An 18,465-nucleotide genomic window follows, 5' to 3' on the forward strand; every position below is an offset into this window, starting at 1 on the left:
ATCAGTGAGTCCATTATAAGTTAATATTCAAATAATTCACATCTTCTTTTGCTAAAATAGACGAATAAAAAAGGATCCGATGTTCCGGACCCTTGGGGCAATCGATTATACGGTAGACATTTTTTTCTTGATAAATTTAATGACTTGCTGAAGACCGTCGGCTGTTGGCCGGCCGTAAGGGCTGGTCTGTCTCTGTTGATAAAGCAATTTACCTTCTTCATCCATTAAAAAATACGCCGGTTCACCGTGGATGCCTGTATCTTCATAGGGTGCATTTTCTACGTGTATATAAACATCGAATTGATTTAGTACTTTGAAGTTTTCATCCGCCAACACCGGAAAAGTTAACTTCAACTCTTGTGACATATTTTTTAAGTCTGCTAACTTGTCCGTGGAAACGGTAACCAAACGGATATCGCCATCTTCAAACGCCTTTTTGTTCAACTCTAAATCTTCCAGTGCTTTGATGCAGGCAGAACACCAGGAACCCCTAAAAAATACAAGGAGATGCCATTGTCTTTCTATTTTTTTCTGTGGATCAAAAGAAAACGGTTCTCCAGATACGGCTGGCAGCGTAAATCCAGGCATGGATTCTCCCAAACTGAAGTTTGGCATTATTCTTCCTCCTAGCTTATATTTTCCGAACATTGGATCCGGGAATGACCAGGAAAAGAAAAACTAAACAATATCACGTTCCCTTTTCGATTGATTTAACCAACTACTATTAATAGCCATCATCCCAGCATTCCATTTCATAAACAATGTTTAAGTTCCGCGATTAGCGGAATACTACAACAGAAGAAACTAAATGAAAGCAGGGATATGAATGGCCATGGATATCGAACAATTGCCTTCAACAAAATCGAGGATTACGATGAACACGCCAGAGTCGATTAACGGAGAAATTGAACGGCAAATAGAAGCAAACGTCAACTACTTTAAGCGCCAGGACAAAGAAACGATTGAGCGGCGCATCCTTCATTTGGAAGAGGAATGGGACACAGAGCGGGTGCTGGAATTGAATATGGCCTCAATCGCCTTGGTCTCTTCAATGCTTGGGCTGGCTGTAAACAAAAAGTGGATGTATGTGAGTGGAGCTGTCAGTGTCTTTATGCTGCAGCATGCCATACAGGGCTGGTGCCCGCCGCTGCCATTGATCAGAAAGCTTGGCATTCGGACAGTGGATGAAATCAATTTGGAAAAGCAGGCGCTTCAAAATTTGCTGGATGACGAATTCTAAAGCAAGCGAATGAAATCAAAAAAGAGAATGCCCACCAAGGGCATTCTCTTTTTCAGGGTGTCGAGAAACATTCCATTCTCTAAGCCATTTCGCTCCAAGTGGACGCTAAAGTTCTCTTTTTATCAGAAAGAGTGGATGAGTAGGCATGCTATTTATTCACAGTTCACTGTCGATATGGAGCAAACCAGCGGAGAAAAACGTACTGCTCCTGCGCAAGCTCGTCGCAAAGACTTAACCTCGCAGGCTTCGGCTAATGTCTTGCCTGCGGGGCAGCGTAAGCGACGAGACAGCCGAGACCCCGCAACGCAAGAAATGATAGGGCTTGGCGCCCGCGGCAAGCGCAGCTGGGTTGCGGAATTCCGGAGATATTCTAAGCAAAATTTTTTCTATATCTTTTTGCTGTTCTTATAGATTGCCGTCTGTCGGTTTTTTGTCTTCCTCTTGGGCTTTTGCTTCAAATTTATCCAATTGGCGCTTCGCGAAGTCGCGGCCGCCGATGCCAAAAGCGATGGCGAAGGCTACGGCTAGTCCTGCGATGATGAACAGGAACGCCAAGTTGACGATGTTAGTAGCAAAGTTCAATTGGTCAAGCGTCATGAAAACCGCCATGATGATGATGGCATATTTGACAATCGCACCATACATACGGTTTCCGGAAGCACGCTGGACGTAATTTCCAAGCAAGTTGGCGCCGACAATGCCAAGCCCTAGAATGATCAAGGCACTCAAGACCAGCGGCAAGTAGCTGATAATGGAAGTACCGATATTGTTCAATACATCCAGTTGAAGCACATTCAATGCTTCAACCGTAAAGAACACGATGATCAAGATTTGCACGACCTTGCCGATGATTGCAGCGATATCAAAAGTCGGCATATTCGGCCGTGAACCTGAATTCAATGAACGGGAAATGTTGTCAAGCCCCGTGCCTTTCAGCAGGCTGCTCAGCAAATCACCGACAAATTTCCCGATGGCAACACCGACTAAAATCAGAATGATTGCCACAAAGATATTTGGAATCATGTTCAGGACTTGATTGAGCATCGCTGTAATTGGACGCGAAATCGAATCGATATTCAAGGTTTCCAGTGCCACTGTGACTATGGGAATCAATACAAGGACGAATACAACATTAGCGAGAACATTAGCCAAAGTGTTTTTGTTGCTCGGCGACATCTTTTCAGGCGTGCCGGTTTTATTCGTCAGTTTGTTGAACCATTTGTCGATGTTGATCGTTGTTAAGATCGTTGCAACCAGATTCTTGACGAACTTGGCAACAAAATAGCCAAGAATGAGGATAATGGCTGCCATTAATAAGTTCGGCAAAAATGCCAGCAGTTTATCCATCATATTCGAAATCGGAGCAGCTACAGCTCTCATATTCAGTTGGTCAAAGACACTCGGAAGAAACAGGATAAAGACAAGGTAATAGAAAATTTTTCCGATTGAGTCCAGTTTGCTGTCAGCGTCTTCCTGGGTTTTTGCCATATGGCCTTTGACCATGGCTCTTGGGGCCCCGGCTTTTTTAAGCCCTTTCGTAAAGATGGCGCGGACAATCGTTGCGACCAGCCAGGCAACAAGCAGCAACAGGATGGCGCCGATGACATTGGGAATAAAATTGACGATTGTCGTTCCCATGTCCCGGAATGCTCCGGTAAATTGGTTCATGTGCTTCTCCTCCATTCAGTTAGGTATTTATAATTGCATCTTTCCTATTCCCTCTGTCATTCTTCCTAAACAAATATGTCAATATTTTATGAATCTTCAATCAAAAAAGATATTTCGCTGGGTCTTTAGACCACAAAAAAACGGCTGATTAAAATCAGTCGTTTTTTCTACAGACGATGACGGAGATGAGAGGATTCGAACCCCCGCGGCGCATGCACGCCCTAACTGATTTCGAGTCAGCCCCCTTCAGCCTCTTGGGTACATCTCCAGTATGATATTTTTATTTTAGCATCGCACATGGTCTTGTCAATTCGTTCACTCCCGCTTTTTAAAGAAGCGGAATGCCAGGCAGAAAAAAAGGCAACCTAAGCTGCCCCTTAACTAACTCCTTACTTTTTCATTGCATCCAATTGCTTCATGACCGCTCCAATAAGCGGATCGCCGTCTGGCAATCCGGAAATTTGGCGGAAAGCACTTTCGTATCCCTGCTCATTGATCTGTTTTTGCAGTTCCCGCGCCTCATCGTCTTCATCGTTTTCATAAAGCAAAACCGCAGCGATGACCGTCGCTAAATTGAGCGGTTCTTTTCCAGTCAATTGCATATAAAGGCTGGCTGGGCGGACCAGACGGTCATTGCTGCCCAATTTGCGGATCGGCCCTCTGCCCACCCGGGTGACAAAATCAGAAACGTAAGGGTTCCGGAAACGTTCAATGATTTTTTGCGTGTATTCCTTATGCCGGGAAGGGTCAAATCTATGCATCTGCACCAGGACTTCGCCGGTTTCTTCAAGTGTTCCCTGGAGAATGCGTTCAATTTCTTCATCGTCCATCGCTTCATTGATCGTCTGATACCCTTTGTACCGGCCTAAATAAGCAGGGACCGTATGTCCCGTATTGACCGTGAACAGCTTCCGTTCAATATAAGGTTCCAACTCGTCCACATACGTAATGCCGTTAACAGGCGGTAGATCTCCCTTGATTGCCGGACGCTCCACTACCCATTCAAAATATGGTTCGACGGCTACGCCTAAAAGATCGCCGCTGCGCTGGTCCGGAACGATGCGGTCTACCGCCGCGTTCGGAAAGCCGATCAGTTCATCAGCCTGCCGCTTTTCTTCTGCTGATAAATGCTGGTAGACTTGTTCTTTCAAAAGCGAGCTGGCGCCGATCATGTTCTCGCAGGCAATGACGTTCAACGGCTCGGGCCGGTTTTGGAACCGCCTCCTTAGTCCTTCCGCCAGCAAAGCCGATATGGCCGGCAACACCTTCGGCCCAACAGCGGCCGTCACCAAATCGGCCCGGCTCAAGAACTCTGCTGCTTCTTCCGCATTTGTCATGCTGTTGATGCCGCTGACATTGCCGACCTGCAGCACTTCCCTTTTTTCACCTGTCAAAGTCACTTCGTATTCTTTTTGTGCATTCAAGGCATTAATGACAGACTCGTTGACATCCAGAAAAAGTGTATGGTATCCGGACTGGCTAAGCAGCAATCCGATAAACCCGCGGCCGATATTTCCTGCCCCAAAATGGACGGCTTGCATTTACCCCACCTCGCTAAAAAGGTCTAAAATCTCCTCTTCCGACCGGGCATTCAGGATTTTTTCGATATTTTCTTCTTCGGAACAGACAATTGCGATATTGGACAAAATCTCCAAATGCTCATTTCCTTTGCCGGCAATGCCAATAAAAATCTTTGCCAGGTTTCCGCCTCCAAAATCAATGCCTTCCGGTACTGTCACAACCGATATCCCTGTTTCAAAGACGTTTTTCTTCGCATCTTCCGTGCCGTGCGGAATTGCCAGGAAATTCCCCATATAGGTAGAGGCCATTTCTTCCCGTTCAAACATTTTATCGATATACCCGGCATCCACATAGCCGCCGTTCACCAAAATTTCACCGGTAAAGCGTATCGCTTCTTCTTTGCCGGTTAAGGGAACATTCAACTTGATATTGTCTTTGCTTAATACGTCTTTTGCCATTCATATCACTCCCATTGTAATTTTTTAGTTGAGTATCATTCGTTTTTCAACCTTCTCGCCAGCTTGTCGTATTCCGGGCTGTTCATGAAATTTTCAACAGAAATATGTTCGGCATTCGGCAATTTCGCCTTTGCCCGGTCCGTTAAGTCTTTGTGAGTGACCACAATGTCTGCATCTTCCGGAAGCTGGTTGATTGCGGTATTGGAAACCGGTATATCGATGTTTTCTTTCTTGAATTTATTGCGAAGCAGTGAAGCGCCCATTGCACTGGACCCCATTCCTGCATCGCAGGCAAACACCACTTTATGGATGTCAGTAGCATTTTTTACAGGCGCAGCATGGACCGGCTGGGTATTGTCTCTTTCAATCCGGTCACCGGAAGTTGCACCGACCACTTCTTTTGCTGGCTTCGGTGTCAAATAGCCGGTCGCGTCGCTTTTCTTGCCTTTCATTTGTTCCATTTTGCCGGCAGCTGCGGCTAAATCTTCTTCTTCAACTTTGCTGGTCTTCAAAACAACAGAAGCCACCAAAAACGACACGGCGGCAGCCACTACCACACCCGAAATTACGCCGAGATAATTTCCCTGCGGCGTCAATGCCAGCAAGGCGAATATACTGCCGGGAGACGGCGTTGCAGGAAGTCCTGCATTAAACAAAGTAAACGTGAAGACGCCGCTCATCCCGCCGGCGATAACCGCTAACAGCAGAACCGGTTTCATCAGCACATATGGAAAATAAATTTCGTGGATCCCGCCGAGAAACTGGATGATAGCCGCTCCCGGGGCAGACGCTTTGGAGACGCCTTTGCCAAATACCGAAAACGCAAGCAGCACGCCAAGGCCAGGGCCTGGATTGGTCTCAAGCAGGAACAAGATCGATTTCCCGGCATCCGCCGCCTGTTCCACTCCTAATGGGCTTAAAATTCCGTGGTTGATGGCATTGTTTAAAAATAGGATTTTTGCCGGTTCAATGATGATGCTCGCGAGCGGCAACAACCCCAGATTGACAATCACTTCTACTCCGTCTGCCAATGTATTGGTCAGTGCATTAACAATTGGACCAACGAAGAATACGGCGATCCCTGCCAGAAATGCACCCAATATCCCGGCAGAAAAGTTGTTGTACAGCATTTCAAAACCGACGCGGATGCGGTGCTGGAACCACCCGTCGATCACTTTCATGGCAAATCCGGCCAACGGCCCCATGATCATGGCACCGAGAAACATCGGAATTTCAGCGCCGACAATAACCCCCATTGTGGCGATTGCCCCGAGGACACCGCCCCGGAAATCATAGACAAGCCGTCCGCCCGTGAAACCGATCAATAATGGCAAGAGATACGTAATCATTGGACCGACGAGCGAACCTAAAGTTTCGTTCGGAAACCAGCCATCGGGTATGAACAATGCGGTTATAAGACCCCAGGCAATAAAGGCACCGATGTTCGGCATGATCATGCCGCTCAAATAACTCCCGAAGCGCTGGATTCGCGCACGGACACTTGCATCAGCCATCCTAATCCCTCTCTTCTTTAAGTTAATGCAGCGATAATAAGTCCAAAGCAAACTGGCATCGCAAAACTCAAACCGTCAAAACCCTTCCCTATTGTTTTCAGCCCTTAAACCGGAATAGATAGGGACAAGACATCGAAAAAGCAGATTAAACTGACTGCAAGTGCATCACCTTCTTTCTTTAAGGAAGACAACTTAACATTCATTAGCATCGATTTATTTAGATGGTAGCATATTCCTACCAAAGCAGGAAATATTATTTCTGAATTTTCAAATTAAAAACAAAAAACTTCTAGCACGGAACGATTTATCTGCCAAAAGAGCTAGTAAATCTGATTTTCAAACTTTTCCGGAACTTTCCATAACCATTCTGATTCAGTAAAGGCGAGCTTTTGGGAAGGACCATCCAGCGCTTTAAAAGAAATCAAAAAACTTCCTGCAGAAACTAACAGGAAGTTTTTAAAGCATACAATTTATCTTTTAAGGGGTACTGATTGCATTGCGGGTGGTCTGGACTTTCCTTTTGCGCACCCAGGCAATGACAATTGCTGCAATTAACGTAAACCCTAAATAGCCCATCACCGGATACACGGTTCCGACCAACGTCACAAAGCCGACAAAGCTGGAAGCAAATGCGACGGCGCCGAAAGCTCCGACCGATACTTTGAATTTTTTGCTGTCCGGCTTAACAATACGTGCCGTGAACGCATATAGCATGCCGACAGCGGTATTGTAAATCATACCTAGGAGAATAATGGACATTAAGCCGCCGATTAACGGACTGATGTTATTCGCCAGTACCAGCATCGGCATTGGAACAGCCGCAATTTCTTTTAGTTGCGTCAACATGGAAACATTGATCAGCAAGATCAAAATTCCCAGCCCGACGCCGCCGATGATGCCGCCGCGGGCTGCGATTTTTGCATCTTTCACCGTGCCGCCCATCACCGTCATCATGGCCGCCCCTGCAGCCAGGTTATAAGATACATAAAGCGCCGCGCCCAATAGCCAGTGAGGCGCTGCTTGGCTGTTTGCAGCAGAAGCGGTGGCAGCAGCCAGTTCTGCTGAAGTCATATCAAAATTAAACAATGAATACACCGTGATAATGATGACGACCAAAAGCAGGACCGGTGTAAAGGCACTGATCAGCGAAATCACTTTGTTCACACTCAACATGACGGTCGCAATCGTCAAGACAGCCATCAGTACATTCCCCACCGATCCGAGAATGCCGAATTGCTGCTCAAAAATGGCACCGGAACCGGAAAACATGACAACCGTGACGCCGAACAAGAAGAAGGTGATGGCCACATCAACCACCGGCCCTAAATACTTGCCGCATATATGGCGGATGGCGTGTTGATGGGATTTGGTCTGGAGCTCGCTGCCGAGCTGCGTCAAGTTCATGCCGAGAAAAGCGAACAGCGCCATTGCCAGAAATGAACCAATAATGCCGTACACCCCGAAACTCGTAAAGAATTGCAGAACTTCCTGTCCCGATGCAAATCCTGCACCTACAATAACACCGATAAATGCACCGCCAATTTGAAAGCTTTGTCTCATACGATTCCCCCCCCCGTTGCTTTTTAAGTTTTTATTGGCCAGTGGCAGCTGTGAATGGCTGTGCTTGAAAAACCAGTTCTTCGACGGTGAAGCGATCCATGGCTTGTTCGTTTATGGCATAGCCAATTCCGTAGGCATCGGGAACGGTGATATAGCCTTCCTCTACTGTGACTTCCGGCGAAATGACGTCTTCTTCCCAGTAACGCGACGAACCCGCTGTATCACCCGGCAACGTGAAATTCGGCAAAGTCGTCAACGCAATATTGTGCGCGCGGCCGATGCCGGATTCAAGCATTCCCCCGCACCAGACCGGAATGCCTTTTTCAGCGCAATAATCATGGATCTTTTTCGCTTCCGTCAGACCGCCGACGCGCCCGATTTTGATGTTGATGATTTTAGTGCTGCCAAGCTCTACTGCTTTTCGTGTATCTTCGAGTGAATGAATGCTTTCATCGAGGCAAATCGGTGTCTGAAGGTTCACCTGCAAAGCGGCATGGTCAATGATGTCATCCGATGCCAGCGGCTGTTCGATCATCGTTAAATTCAGGCCGTCCAGCTGCTTGAGCAAATCGGTATCTTCTAGCCGATAAGCGGAATTCGCATCCGCCATCATCGGCACATCAGGAAATGCCGCACGCAATTTCCGCATGACGTCTACATCATAGCCCGGTTTGATTTTTACTTTGATGCGCTTATAGCCTTCTTCCACAAATCCGGCTACGGTTTGAATCAGTTCCTCGACATTTTCATGGATGCCGATGCTGATTCCGACTTCGATCTTTTTGCGGGTGCCTCCTAATGCTTCGGCAAGCGTCATTTTGTTGCGCTTTGCGTAAAGGTCCCAGATGGCTCCTTCAAGCGTCGACTTCGCCATATTGTTCTTGCGGAGATGGCCAAACAATTCGCTGACCCGATCGGGATGGCTGATTTCGTTTCCAAGGACAATCGGCACCAGAAAATCTTTAATGATGTGCAAATTGGTTTCGAGCGTTTCTTCACTGTACCAAGGCGAATGGAAAGCAACCGATTCCCCCCAGCCCGAGTTTCCGAGTTCATCTTTCGCTTCCAGCAAAAGAAAATCTTTTTCCTGGAAGGTGCCAAAACTTGTGGTAAACGGTTTTTTCATCATCATTTTCATTTTTCGGATGCGGATTTCTGTAATTTTCAATGCTGATCGCCTCTTTCTATTGGTTGTAGCGGAATCGTATCGGTTGGAACGAATTGATAATAATGCACGCCTGCTTCGGCTTTTCGGACACCCGTCACGGCAAAGCCGGCTTCAAACAAATATTGGAACACCGAACGGATTTTCATGCGCCAATCCAGCGCCAATCCGGGTTCCTGTTTCTTGATGGTTTGAAAATCCTGCGGCACCGGCACTTCATAGCCTTCTGCGCCTTGGGGCAAGTCATTTTCCGGAAGTTGGAGTACCGGAAAGCCTAATGAAGAACGGCTAATGTCAAATGGATTTCGGTATTCATCGACTTCCGGCGTCCAACTGCCTTCAACCCGGCCGCTTGAGATCCACCATTCGATTTGCAGGCGGTCGGTCGGCAACCCCCGGTTCAAGCCGTCATCCATTTCCCCGTAGCAATCTTCGATGTACGTCCGGCTGATGCCGAATAATTTGCTCGTATTCAAATGCGCATTGCGGCTTTCAAGCGGATCGAATGTCCACGTGATCAAATCGTAGCCCATTTGCTTGGCAATGCTGCGCTGTTCCAGTTTCAGCCTTTTGCCGATGCCCATCGATTGATAAGCGGGCAAAATGCCCATCATATGGGAGCAAAGATACGTCTTGCCGTCTTTAAATCCGGCAAAGCCGTAGCAATAACCGACCAGCGCTTCGCCGTCAAATGCACCGACCAGGATTCCACCGTTTTTGGAGGCGGTGAACGTCTGGTGTGTCGGCACCGGCGACATGTCCCACACATCCCGTTCCAGTTGCTGGATCAAGCGCATGTCCGCATTGCTTTCCAGTTTGCGGAGGGTGATGTCTTTTGCCATTCCCGTCACTTCCCTTGTTCCAGATGTTCAAAAGTCTGCTGGACGGTCCGGGCAAGAATTTCGATGCCGACGATTAAACTGTCCTGGTTAAACGTCATGGCCGGATGATGCAGCCCTGGGGATAAATCGCAGCCAAGACCGAGCATAGAAGCTTTTACGGAGGGCCGTTTTAACGTATAGAAATGAAAATCTTCCCCTCCCGGCGTCACAATGGGCGGCACCAGGAATTCTTGGCCAAGCGTTTGAGCGATGGCTTCGCCCATTAAGCGGACTGCCGTTTCATCCACTTCCGCAGCCGCAATTTCTGCGATGGTCTCATAAGAAATCTTCACACCCGCCAGTTCTGCAACAGAAAGGATCGCTTTATCGACTTGCGCGTATAATTCTTCCATCGCGCTGTTCGTCTGCGCACGCATATCAATGCTGAATACCGCATTTCCCGGAATGATGTTTGCAGATTCGCCGCCAGCCTGGAACATCGTCACTTTCGCTGAATGCGGCACCATCGGGTTGATATGGATCGAACAGATCGCTTGTACCAGGAGCGCCATCACTTCAATGGCATTTTGTCCTTCATGCGGCCGGGCGCCATGGGCATCAGTGCCACGGATGGCTCCTTTCAGCATTTTGGCTGAGCCGTGCATGATGGCAGCAGAAGCATAGCCATGGCCAATTTCCTGTACCGGCCGAAGATGGACGCCGTACAAAAAATCGATGTCGTCGACAATTCCTTTTTCAACGAATGACAAGGCACCCGTCCCTTTTTCTTCCGCCGGCTGGAAAATCACTTTTAAGCGGCCCTTCTCGGGTATGCCAAGTTTTTTTAGTGTCAACAGCGCTCCCACTGCAAGCGTCATATGCGCATCATGTCCACAGGAATGATTGGCCTGATAAGTGCCGTCCACTTCCTGCCACAAGGCATCGATGTCTGAGCGAAGTCCGACGCACGGTTCGCCGCTTCCGACTGTTACGACAAGCCCGGTCGAATCATCAAAGGTTTCTACGCTGAAGCCTTCGCCCTCCAGCAGGTTTTTTAAATAGCGGGTCGTCTCCACTTCCTGCCAGCTGATTTCCGGATTAGCATGCAGGTGCTGAAACACTTCTTCAGCTATCGGTTTTATTTCATCCAAAATAGTTTTCAATGGAAATCGTCTCCTTCTGTAAATAAGAAATCACTGTCCAAAGCTTGATAGCGTTCCTGCCTTTTATGGAACTTTTCTTTGTTCTTTACCACTACGCCGGCTACGAGCGCATTCAAGAATGAGAATAGCGGTGCTGTCGCATCCAGCGTCGATTTGTTCGGCGAGCAGATTGGAAAAAGCACATCACTGTGCGCATGAATCGGAGCGAGCGGTGCATCAGAAATGCCGATAACAAAAGTCCCTTGCCGCTTCGCGAGCTCAGCCAGCCGAATCGGTTCTTTTAAATAGCGGTGAAACGATACGACGATCAACACGGAATTAGCATTCATATCATTCAATATCTGCAGCACGTCCTGCGATTCCGGCCGTATTTGGTGCACGTTTCCGCGGACAAGATTAAGCGTAAAAGACAGCCAATTTGCTGAAGCAAATGAAGAACGGAGACCCAAAACGTATACAGTGTCTGCTTCCGACAGTTTTTTTACAGCCGTTTCATAATGCGTTTCGTCAATCTGTTCCATCGTCTCTGCGATGGCCATTCTATCGCGCTCCATCACTTCTTCTAAAAAATGCGGCTGCTCTTCGAGTTCCATTTTGGATTGCTGGTAGGCATTCAAACTGCTTTCCCGGGAAAACAGTTGTTCACGAATCGCTTTTTGCAGTTCAGCGTATCCCGATAATTCGAGGCTGTAGCAAAACCGGATCACTGTCGTTTCACTGACACCAATGGATTCGCCTACATCCTGCGCAGGTTCTAAGGCTATTTTTCTTGGATGGTCCAAGACATATGCTGCTACTTTCTTTTGGCTCTTGGACAAATCGTTGTATTGTTCGCGAATCAATTCCATTAAATTCATAGGCATCTTCCTTTTGAAGTTAAGGCGTCTTTTTTTAAAATTATGAAGTTTAAGCTTCATTTATGTTTTGATTAATTTATCACACAATTCTTAAAAATACAATATATCGCATGCAAATAATTTTAATTATTCTGTCGTCGCGGACGGAATTACAAACCTGAATGAATCAAGCTTATATAGAAGCAGGTCATCGTTTCTCAGTTGGTGGAAAGGAAAAACCATATTTCACTTCTTCTTCGTCACCGTTAAATAATTAACGTACGAAAACTACAGATCTTTTGTTCCCCGACACCAAAGCGTGATAAAAAGCCAGCCTTATTAAAGGCTAGCTTAAAAGAAGTTGCTTTTAGTTCATAAAATTAAATGTAATAACCGTCAATATAGTTTACATAATAATAATACATGAATTATTAAATACTGTATCTTTATGCAAAATGTTTGTTTTTGCTATAACTTCCTACCACCCGACATTTCCGAACTCTTCATTGCAGCTTGAATTCAGGTGATAAATGATGATCCTTTTCATGCGGTTCGCTTCTAATAATTCCGGACGGATCATGGCATCAAGAGCCAGCCCGTCCATCAAGCAGTACAGCCTCTCTGTCTCCAAATGCAAATCAGCATCTTTCTTCAATAGATTCAGCAGGACAAGATAAGACATCACCTCTTTAATGGCCAAATATACGCTGTCCTGCTGGGCATCGAACTTCTCTCCCTTATGGCGCGTGTACACTTTGAACACAAGGCGTGCTTCCACTTCCAGCCTTTTTTCTTCAGAAGACGGCAGTAAGTTCAGCAGCACTTGGACAATTTTGTCTTTTGGCGGCATGTCCAGCTTAAATACCCTCCCCATCCTTTCTGCCGTTCTTTTGTACACGAGTTCTCGGGAATACGCCACCAATTCATCCTGGGTCTTAAAATAATAGCGAAGCGCACCAAGCGACAAGTCCGCTTCTTTCGCAATTGTCCGTACAGAAGCTCCTTCCATCCCTAGTTCTAATATGACTTTCCACGCGGCTTCAGCGATCGACTGTTTAACTTCTTCATGGTTTGTAAGTTTTGGCATACTCCTATTTTATCAGAATACTATTAATATTCAATAAAATAATACAGTTGTATCAAATAAAATAGCTTGAATCCATCTTTCTAATACAGTTGTATCATCAAATAGTTAATAACTTTTCAGGGCTGGGGATAACTGTTGGAAGCTGTGAATTACTCCCCGTTCCCCGGTTTTTCAGTGGAAAACTGCGTTGATAACTCTGTTTTTTTGCTTTTTGCTGAGCCTCTTTTTTAATCCAGTGATAGTTTTCTCTTTTTTCAGCACGGGTCTTAGCATGCCTTTGAAATACCAATTGGATATGGGCATCTTGAAGAAATAGCGAAATAATGCTTGCTGGCTCCCCTCCCCTACCGTTGGATTTTCAAAAAAAAAAGGGCAAGCACGGTAATGTGCTTGCCTCTTATATCCGGACCATCCGGACCATAAAAAATAGAATGGTACCAAAGATGACCGCCAAGAAGATTGGCATGAACCCTGCCCCTAATCCTTCTGCTTTTCCGATGGCTACCTGAATGTTTTGGTACGTCAGGAAACTGAACAACAGGACGATTTCATTTTTTAAGACATTCATCATCAATACTCCATTTTTATAATGGCCTTCAGCTTTCTCGTAGGAAAAATTTAAGTAATTGAATGTATGCGGGTACTTTTCTGTGATCGACATGAAAACCCACATGGCTGCTCCGATGATCGGCAAGATGAACAATTCCATTTTGCTGCCCGAGCGGTCCACTTCTCCGGCGCCATTATAATGTCCAGGCACTTTATCCGGCAAAGATGCAAACTGGCTAAACAAGTAAATGAGCATTGCTGCAAAAACCAGCAGCGCAACAGCATCGAGAAAAACGGCCAGGCGCGGTTTCGGCAAATCAAGTTTAGGCTGCTTTTCCATAAAGTCCCCTCCCCTCTTCACCTATTTTACGAAAAAAAGCTGCTTTGGTTTCAAAATTAGCCTACTGGACCGGAAGCACGAATGATCGCTAAAGACTTCTATGCAAAGGAAGCCGTATAATAAAAGAAGCTGCAGTTTAAAATTTACGAAGAAAAGAGGAACAAATTTTGCGCTTTCAAGCGGAACTGAAGTACATAGAGCTCCCGAAATGGGGCAAGTATTTACGCGGTCAATGGGAAGAGCAATTTGCGGCCCATTTATCGCCCAAGAAGAAAAAAGAAATCTATTTGCAAAGTTACCTTTGGCATCTTTGCAGCTATGAAGAAACGGCATTTCTTTCTGGAGAGGCTGCAGTGGCTGCTTTTGAAAAGCAGCCGAAAGAAAAATGCACCATTTTCTTCGAACTTCACGATGATGCGTATCTGATCGAAAACGCGGTTAACCTGCAAGCGGCAGATTTGCTTCTGGCTTCAGGCGAAGATGTATACGTCATGGACTGGAGTGGCCAGTGGACGTTTATGAATACTCACGAGAAGAATCTCGGCCCTTACTTCATTGAACGCAAAAAGAACCCCTAAGGCGAGGCAGCCTTAGGGGTTCCGACATTTCTTATATCGCCGAGATATCTTCTACATAGGCATCAATGACAGCCGGTTTGCCGCTCGCTTTAGCGTTAGCCAATGCTTCTTTTAGTTCTGCACGGTTCTTCGCTGTATAGCCGATTCCGCCGCAGGCTTTGGCAAAAGCCGCAAAATCGATGTTGGCAAGGTCTACATTATCGGCCGGGTTGCCTTTTTGTTCTTGTTCATCTTCAATGAGCTGGATTTTTTGGTTATTGAATACGACCAGCGTCATCGGCAGATTGTATTTAACGGCTGTAACAAAATCCTGCATGCCGATCGAAAAACCGCCGTCGCCGATCAGTCCGATCACTTGGCGGTCGGGGTATGCCAGTTTCGCCGCAATGGCACCAGGCAGTGCACAGCCCATTGTTGCAAGCCATGCTGATACGACGAGCGATTGGCCGGAAAGCTGCAAGTACTTGGCCGTCCAGATGGTGACACTTCCCACATCGAGCGAAATAACAGCATTGCCGTCCATTATTTGCTGGACTTCAGCCAGCACATGCTGCGGCTGCAGCTTATTTGTTTCTTTGTCCTTGTCTTTTTGCAGATCCGCCTGCCACGCTTCCCGCTTTTGGGTATACTTCGTTAAGAAATCCCCTTCTTTTTCATCCGCTCTTTCGGTGAACCAGGACAAGGCCGGGGCAAGATCGCCCACTATGCCCACTGTTGCCGGATAGTATTTGCCGATCACTTTCGGTTCGATATCGATTTGAATGGCCGGCGCTTTGTCGGGCAAATACGAACGGTACGGGAATGCAGTGCCTGCCAAAATGACAAGGTCGGATTCCTTCATCGCATCTTCGGATGGCTTAGTGCCTAGTTGCCCAAGCTGGCCCAAATTATATGGATGGGTGTCCGGTACGACCCCTTTTGCAGGAAGCGAAAGAATGATCGGCGCTTTGATTTTCTCAGCAAAAGCTGTGAGTACCACGGCCGTTCCTTTGGCGCCTTTTCCAGCTAATATGACCGGTTTTTTCGCCGACTGAATCAACTCTAAGGCTGACTGAAGATCTTCTTCAGCTGCGCATATTTTCGGAACCGAGTAAGCGGCAGACGTAAACGGCTTGTCGCGTTTAATCTTTTCGGCAAACAAATCATCCGAAACGATCAACACAGCCGGCCCTTTTTCGGCATACGCAGTTCGAATGGCCTGATTCAGCATATCCGGCAATTGTTCCGCTGCATGCACTTGCCGATTGTAGACCGCCACGTCTTCAAACATCGATTCCAGTTTCAATTCCTGAAATGTATCCGTTCCGAGCGTTGAACTGCTCACTTGGCCGACGATCGCCAGCACCGGCGTTTTGTCTTTTTGGGCGTCGTATAAGCCGTTTTGAAGGTGGACTGCGCCTGGCCCGGCAATCGACATGCAGACACCGATTTGGCCGGTCAGTTTCGAATAGGCGGCAGCCGCCAGGGCACCGGTTTCTTCATGCCGCACTTGAATATAACGAATGGCATCTTCTTTTCTCAATTCTTCCATAAATTCGTTGATGGAATCGCCGGGCATCCCGTAAATATGGTCAACGCCCCATTCTTTCAGTCCTTCGATTACATAACTCCCTGCTGTATTTTCAAACATTGCTTCCCCTCATTTCTCATATGAATTAACGGTGGTTTCCTTCTGCCTTAATTTGCTTATTCGAAAGGCCCTTCAAGCACAATTTTCCCGATGGTCCGGCCTGTCAGCAACTGCTCATACGCTTTCTTCAGGTTTTCAATGGAAATGGGCTGATACTTTTCGTTCAGCGTGGATTGGATTTTACCCTCGTCCACCCAATCGGCCAAGTCATTGAGATAATGGTGCTGCTGAATCATATCTTCCGTTTGGAAAACAGAACGGGTATACATCAGTTCATAGGCAAACGTCACGCTTTTTGAGAAAAAGGCCATGTTGATCGGTTTTTGGGCGGGCAAAATCGAGCATATTTTTCCTTGCGGCAATATGATTCCCCCCATCGCCTCCATATGGTCATCAATATGAGTCAGACAGAAAATATAGTGGACTCCTTCCAGTCCAAGTCCTTTTACTTGATCTGGCAGCGATTCGCGGTGATTGAGAACATGGTCAGCGCCGTGCGCTTGCGCCCAGTCAATCGTTTCCGGCCGTGATGCTGTTCCAACGACCGTCAGCCCCACTAATTTAGCGATCTGGATTGCAACAGAACCGACGCCACCTGCAGCGCCAATAATTAGAATCGACTTCCCTGCATTGTCTGCGGCGTTTCGGGAAATGTTCAAACGATCAAATAGCGCTTCAAACACGGTCACACTCGTCAAGGGCAAGGCAGCCGCTTGGGCAAAATCAACGCTTTTCGGTTTTCTGCCGACAAGGCGTTCATCGACCAAATGGAATTCGCTTTGGCCGCCGGGCGCAACACTTGTACCGGCATAAAACACTTCATCACCGGGTTTAAATAATGAACAATCATCTCCGGTTTCCACTACCACACCCGCAGCGTCCCGCCCGACAATCGTCAACGATTCATCATCTTCTTTTTTGGCATCGCGCGTCCGCAAATCCGTCGGGTTGACCGAAATGGCGCGCACTTCGACCAGCAAGTTTCGTCCTTTCGGTACAGGCCTGTCCAGATGAACCATTTCAAATAGGGGCGCTTTTGCTACATCTCCTTTTTTATAAAATCCGAATGCTTTCATTTGTTGTTGAGCCACTTGCTTCGCCTCTTTCTATTTTTCATTTCCAATTTTGTCCCTAATTACTGCTTACCCGAAAAGGTTCTTAAAAAACGCCTTCCCCTTTTGGTCTTTCTATTTCGTAAGGACTTTTTTAAAATCCGTCCTAAGTTATCTGCCATTTGAGTATAATGGTTACAACGGAAACCAAGAAAGAAGGGGCTTTATGTACTCCAATCCTTTTGAGCATTTGTCGGGTTCCATCCATTCTTCCAAGTTGAAAAAAGCTGGATTTCAGGAATTCCAATTCGACACCGGTGGCATCAAGCTCAATTACGTGGTTGGACCGGACAACGGGCCGCCTTTGGTGCTGATTCCGGCACAGATGGGCATGTGGGAAAGCTACCAGAAAGTATTGGTTCCGTTGTCACATGATTTCCAAGTTTTCGCGCTGGATATAAGGGGCCATGGCAAATCGAGCTGGACGCCGGGGCATTATTCCTGGCGCATTATCGGAGGCGATATGCAATCCTTTTTAGAGATAATAGTCAAACGCCCAGCGATTCTTGCCGGCAATTCTTCCGGCGGCATCATCGCTTTGTGGTGTGCGGCCAATCTGCCGCATCTGGTTTTAGCCGTCGTCCTTGAAGATGCACCGGTATTTTCCGTCGAAATGCCTCGCTTCAAAGAAGAAGACCGCTTTGTCTATAACGGGCTAAAAAAACTGGTCGAAAATATCGGAGATCCCGCGAACCGGGACTTGGCCAATTATTTTAACGAAATGGAGATGCCGGTGTCGGAAACACGGACAAAACGGATGCCCCCGCAATTTGTCCGCTACTTGTCCAAAAAAATCCGCAAGTTCGAACAAGCACATCCCGGCCAGCCCATTGAAACGGGGTTCCCGTCCACACTGCGCCTTCTGTTAAAATCGCTGTCAATGTTCGATCCGGATTTTGCACGGGCATTTGTGGATGGGCGTTTTTACGAAGGCATCGACCACGCTGAGGCGCTAAAAAAGGTGCAGTGTCCGCTTCTGGTGCTTCATGCGGATTGGCAGCGCTACCCCGAACATGGCCTGATTGGAGCGATGGATGACCGGGATGCCGCCCGGATAAAAGAGTTGGTGCCCGGTATGAAATACCGGAAAATCCATGCCAACCACGTAATCCATGCTTTTAAACCCAAGCTCTATATCGATGCCGTCATGGAATTTACAGAGGAAATAGACGTGCTCCCGCACCCCGGAAAATAAATGCTTTACTTATAAAAATCAAAAGCCT

17 protein-coding genes and 1 tRNA gene are annotated in these 18,465 nt (G+C 47.0%); 3 read left to right on the plus strand and 15 right to left on the minus strand.

What is annotated here, in order from left to right:
* Positions 1-105: 105 nt before the first annotated feature.
* Positions 106-615 carry a peroxiredoxin family protein gene (locus tag QWY22_RS10210; RefSeq protein ID WP_300980777.1) on the minus strand — a complete coding sequence of 170 codons (510 nt, stop codon included), beginning with the start codon at positions 613-615 and terminating at the stop codon, positions 106-108.
* A 211-nt stretch (positions 616-826) separates the two neighbouring features.
* On the opposite strand from QWY22_RS10210, the gene QWY22_RS10215 reads away from it, so the two are divergent.
* On the plus strand, positions 827-1,240 hold the full coding sequence (locus QWY22_RS10215) for a YgaP-like transmembrane domain (protein ID WP_300980778.1): 414 nt from the start codon (positions 827-829) through the stop codon (positions 1,238-1,240).
* Between the two features lie 405 nt (positions 1,241-1,645).
* Here QWY22_RS10215 and QWY22_RS10220 read toward each other — a convergent pair whose 3' ends face one another.
* The 12 genes from QWY22_RS10220 to QWY22_RS10275 all read right to left on the minus strand — a co-directional run bounded on the left by QWY22_RS10220 (position 1,646) and on the right by QWY22_RS10275 (position 13,922).
* Positions 1,646-2,908, minus strand: coding sequence for a mechanosensitive ion channel (locus QWY22_RS10220; protein WP_300980779.1), 1,263 nt, complete (start codon positions 2,906-2,908; stop codon positions 1,646-1,648).
* 180 nt (positions 2,909-3,088) lie between these two features.
* Positions 3,089-3,176, minus strand: a tRNA-Ser gene (locus tag QWY22_RS10225).
* Positions 3,177-3,297: 121 nt separating this feature from the next.
* Positions 3,298-4,449 (minus strand): mannitol-1-phosphate 5-dehydrogenase, encoded by a 1,152-nt coding sequence (locus QWY22_RS10230; RefSeq protein WP_300980780.1) that lies wholly within the window; start codon positions 4,447-4,449, stop codon positions 3,298-3,300.
* On the minus strand, positions 4,450-4,887 hold the full coding sequence (locus QWY22_RS10235) for a PTS mannitol transporter subunit IIA (protein WP_036803644.1): 438 nt from the start codon (positions 4,885-4,887) through the stop codon (positions 4,450-4,452). It abuts the gene before it with no gap.
* A 35-nt stretch (positions 4,888-4,922) separates the two neighbouring features.
* The gene (locus QWY22_RS10240) at positions 4,923-6,401 is read right to left on the minus strand and encodes a PTS mannitol transporter subunit IIBC (RefSeq protein ID WP_300980782.1); all 1,479 of its coding nucleotides are present in this window, start codon (positions 6,399-6,401) and stop codon (positions 4,923-4,925) included.
* Positions 6,402-6,878: 477 nt separating this feature from the next.
* Positions 6,879-7,961: a YkvI family membrane protein gene (locus QWY22_RS10245; RefSeq protein WP_300980783.1), complete on the minus strand. Its 1,083-nt coding sequence runs from the start codon at positions 7,959-7,961 to the stop codon at positions 6,879-6,881.
* Positions 7,962-7,992: 31 nt separating this feature from the next.
* Positions 7,993-9,129 (minus strand): o-succinylbenzoate synthase, encoded by a 1,137-nt coding sequence (gene menC, locus QWY22_RS10250; protein ID WP_300980784.1) that lies wholly within the window; start codon positions 9,127-9,129, stop codon positions 7,993-7,995.
* On the minus strand, positions 9,126-9,968 hold the full coding sequence (locus tag QWY22_RS10255) for a GNAT family N-acetyltransferase (RefSeq protein WP_300980785.1): 843 nt from the start codon (positions 9,966-9,968) through the stop codon (positions 9,126-9,128). The genes menC and QWY22_RS10255 overlap by 4 nt, the downstream gene beginning before the upstream one ends.
* Before the next feature lie 5 nt (positions 9,969-9,973).
* A complete protein-coding gene (locus QWY22_RS10260; RefSeq protein ID WP_300980786.1) occupies positions 9,974-11,110 on the minus strand; it encodes a M20 peptidase aminoacylase family protein in 1,137 nt (378 codons plus the stop codon).
* Positions 11,107-11,967 carry a MurR/RpiR family transcriptional regulator gene (locus QWY22_RS10265; protein WP_300980787.1) on the minus strand — a complete coding sequence of 287 codons (861 nt, stop codon included), beginning with the start codon at positions 11,965-11,967 and terminating at the stop codon, positions 11,107-11,109. Before QWY22_RS10265 ends, QWY22_RS10260 begins: the two co-directional genes overlap by 4 nt.
* 457 nt (positions 11,968-12,424) lie before the next feature.
* Complete coding sequence (locus tag QWY22_RS10270) at positions 12,425-13,033, minus strand: TetR/AcrR family transcriptional regulator (protein ID WP_300980788.1); 609 nt, start codon at positions 13,031-13,033, stop codon at positions 12,425-12,427.
* A gap of 397 nt (positions 13,034-13,430) precedes the next feature.
* A complete protein-coding gene (locus QWY22_RS10275) occupies positions 13,431-13,922 on the minus strand; it encodes a DUF1648 domain-containing protein (RefSeq protein WP_300980789.1) in 492 nt (163 codons plus the stop codon).
* A gap of 167 nt (positions 13,923-14,089) precedes the next feature.
* Between QWY22_RS10275 and QWY22_RS10280 the strand changes: the two genes are divergently transcribed.
* On the plus strand, positions 14,090-14,500 hold the full coding sequence (locus tag QWY22_RS10280) for a DUF4275 family protein (protein ID WP_300980791.1): 411 nt from the start codon (positions 14,090-14,092) through the stop codon (positions 14,498-14,500).
* A 31-nt stretch (positions 14,501-14,531) separates the two neighbouring features.
* Here the strand turns inward: QWY22_RS10280 and QWY22_RS10285 are convergent, their stop codons facing one another.
* Positions 14,532-16,130: a pyruvate oxidase gene (locus QWY22_RS10285; protein WP_300980792.1), complete on the minus strand. Its 1,599-nt coding sequence runs from the start codon at positions 16,128-16,130 to the stop codon at positions 14,532-14,534.
* Positions 16,131-16,186: 56 nt separating this feature from the next.
* The gene (locus tag QWY22_RS10290; RefSeq protein WP_436836787.1) at positions 16,187-17,206 is read right to left on the minus strand and encodes a zinc-binding alcohol dehydrogenase family protein; all 1,020 of its coding nucleotides are present in this window, start codon (positions 17,204-17,206) and stop codon (positions 16,187-16,189) included.
* A gap of 202 nt (positions 17,207-17,408) precedes the next feature.
* Between QWY22_RS10290 and QWY22_RS10295 the strand changes: the two genes are divergently transcribed.
* Entirely contained in the window at positions 17,409-18,437 is a 1,029-nt protein-coding gene (locus tag QWY22_RS10295) for an alpha/beta fold hydrolase (protein WP_300980795.1), read from the plus strand.
* Positions 18,438-18,465: the final 28 nt, after the last annotated feature.

Origin of the sequence: Planococcus liqunii, from assembly GCF_030413595.1 — a bacterium.
GTDB lineage: Bacteria > Bacillota > Bacilli > Bacillales_A > Planococcaceae > Planococcus > Planococcus liqunii.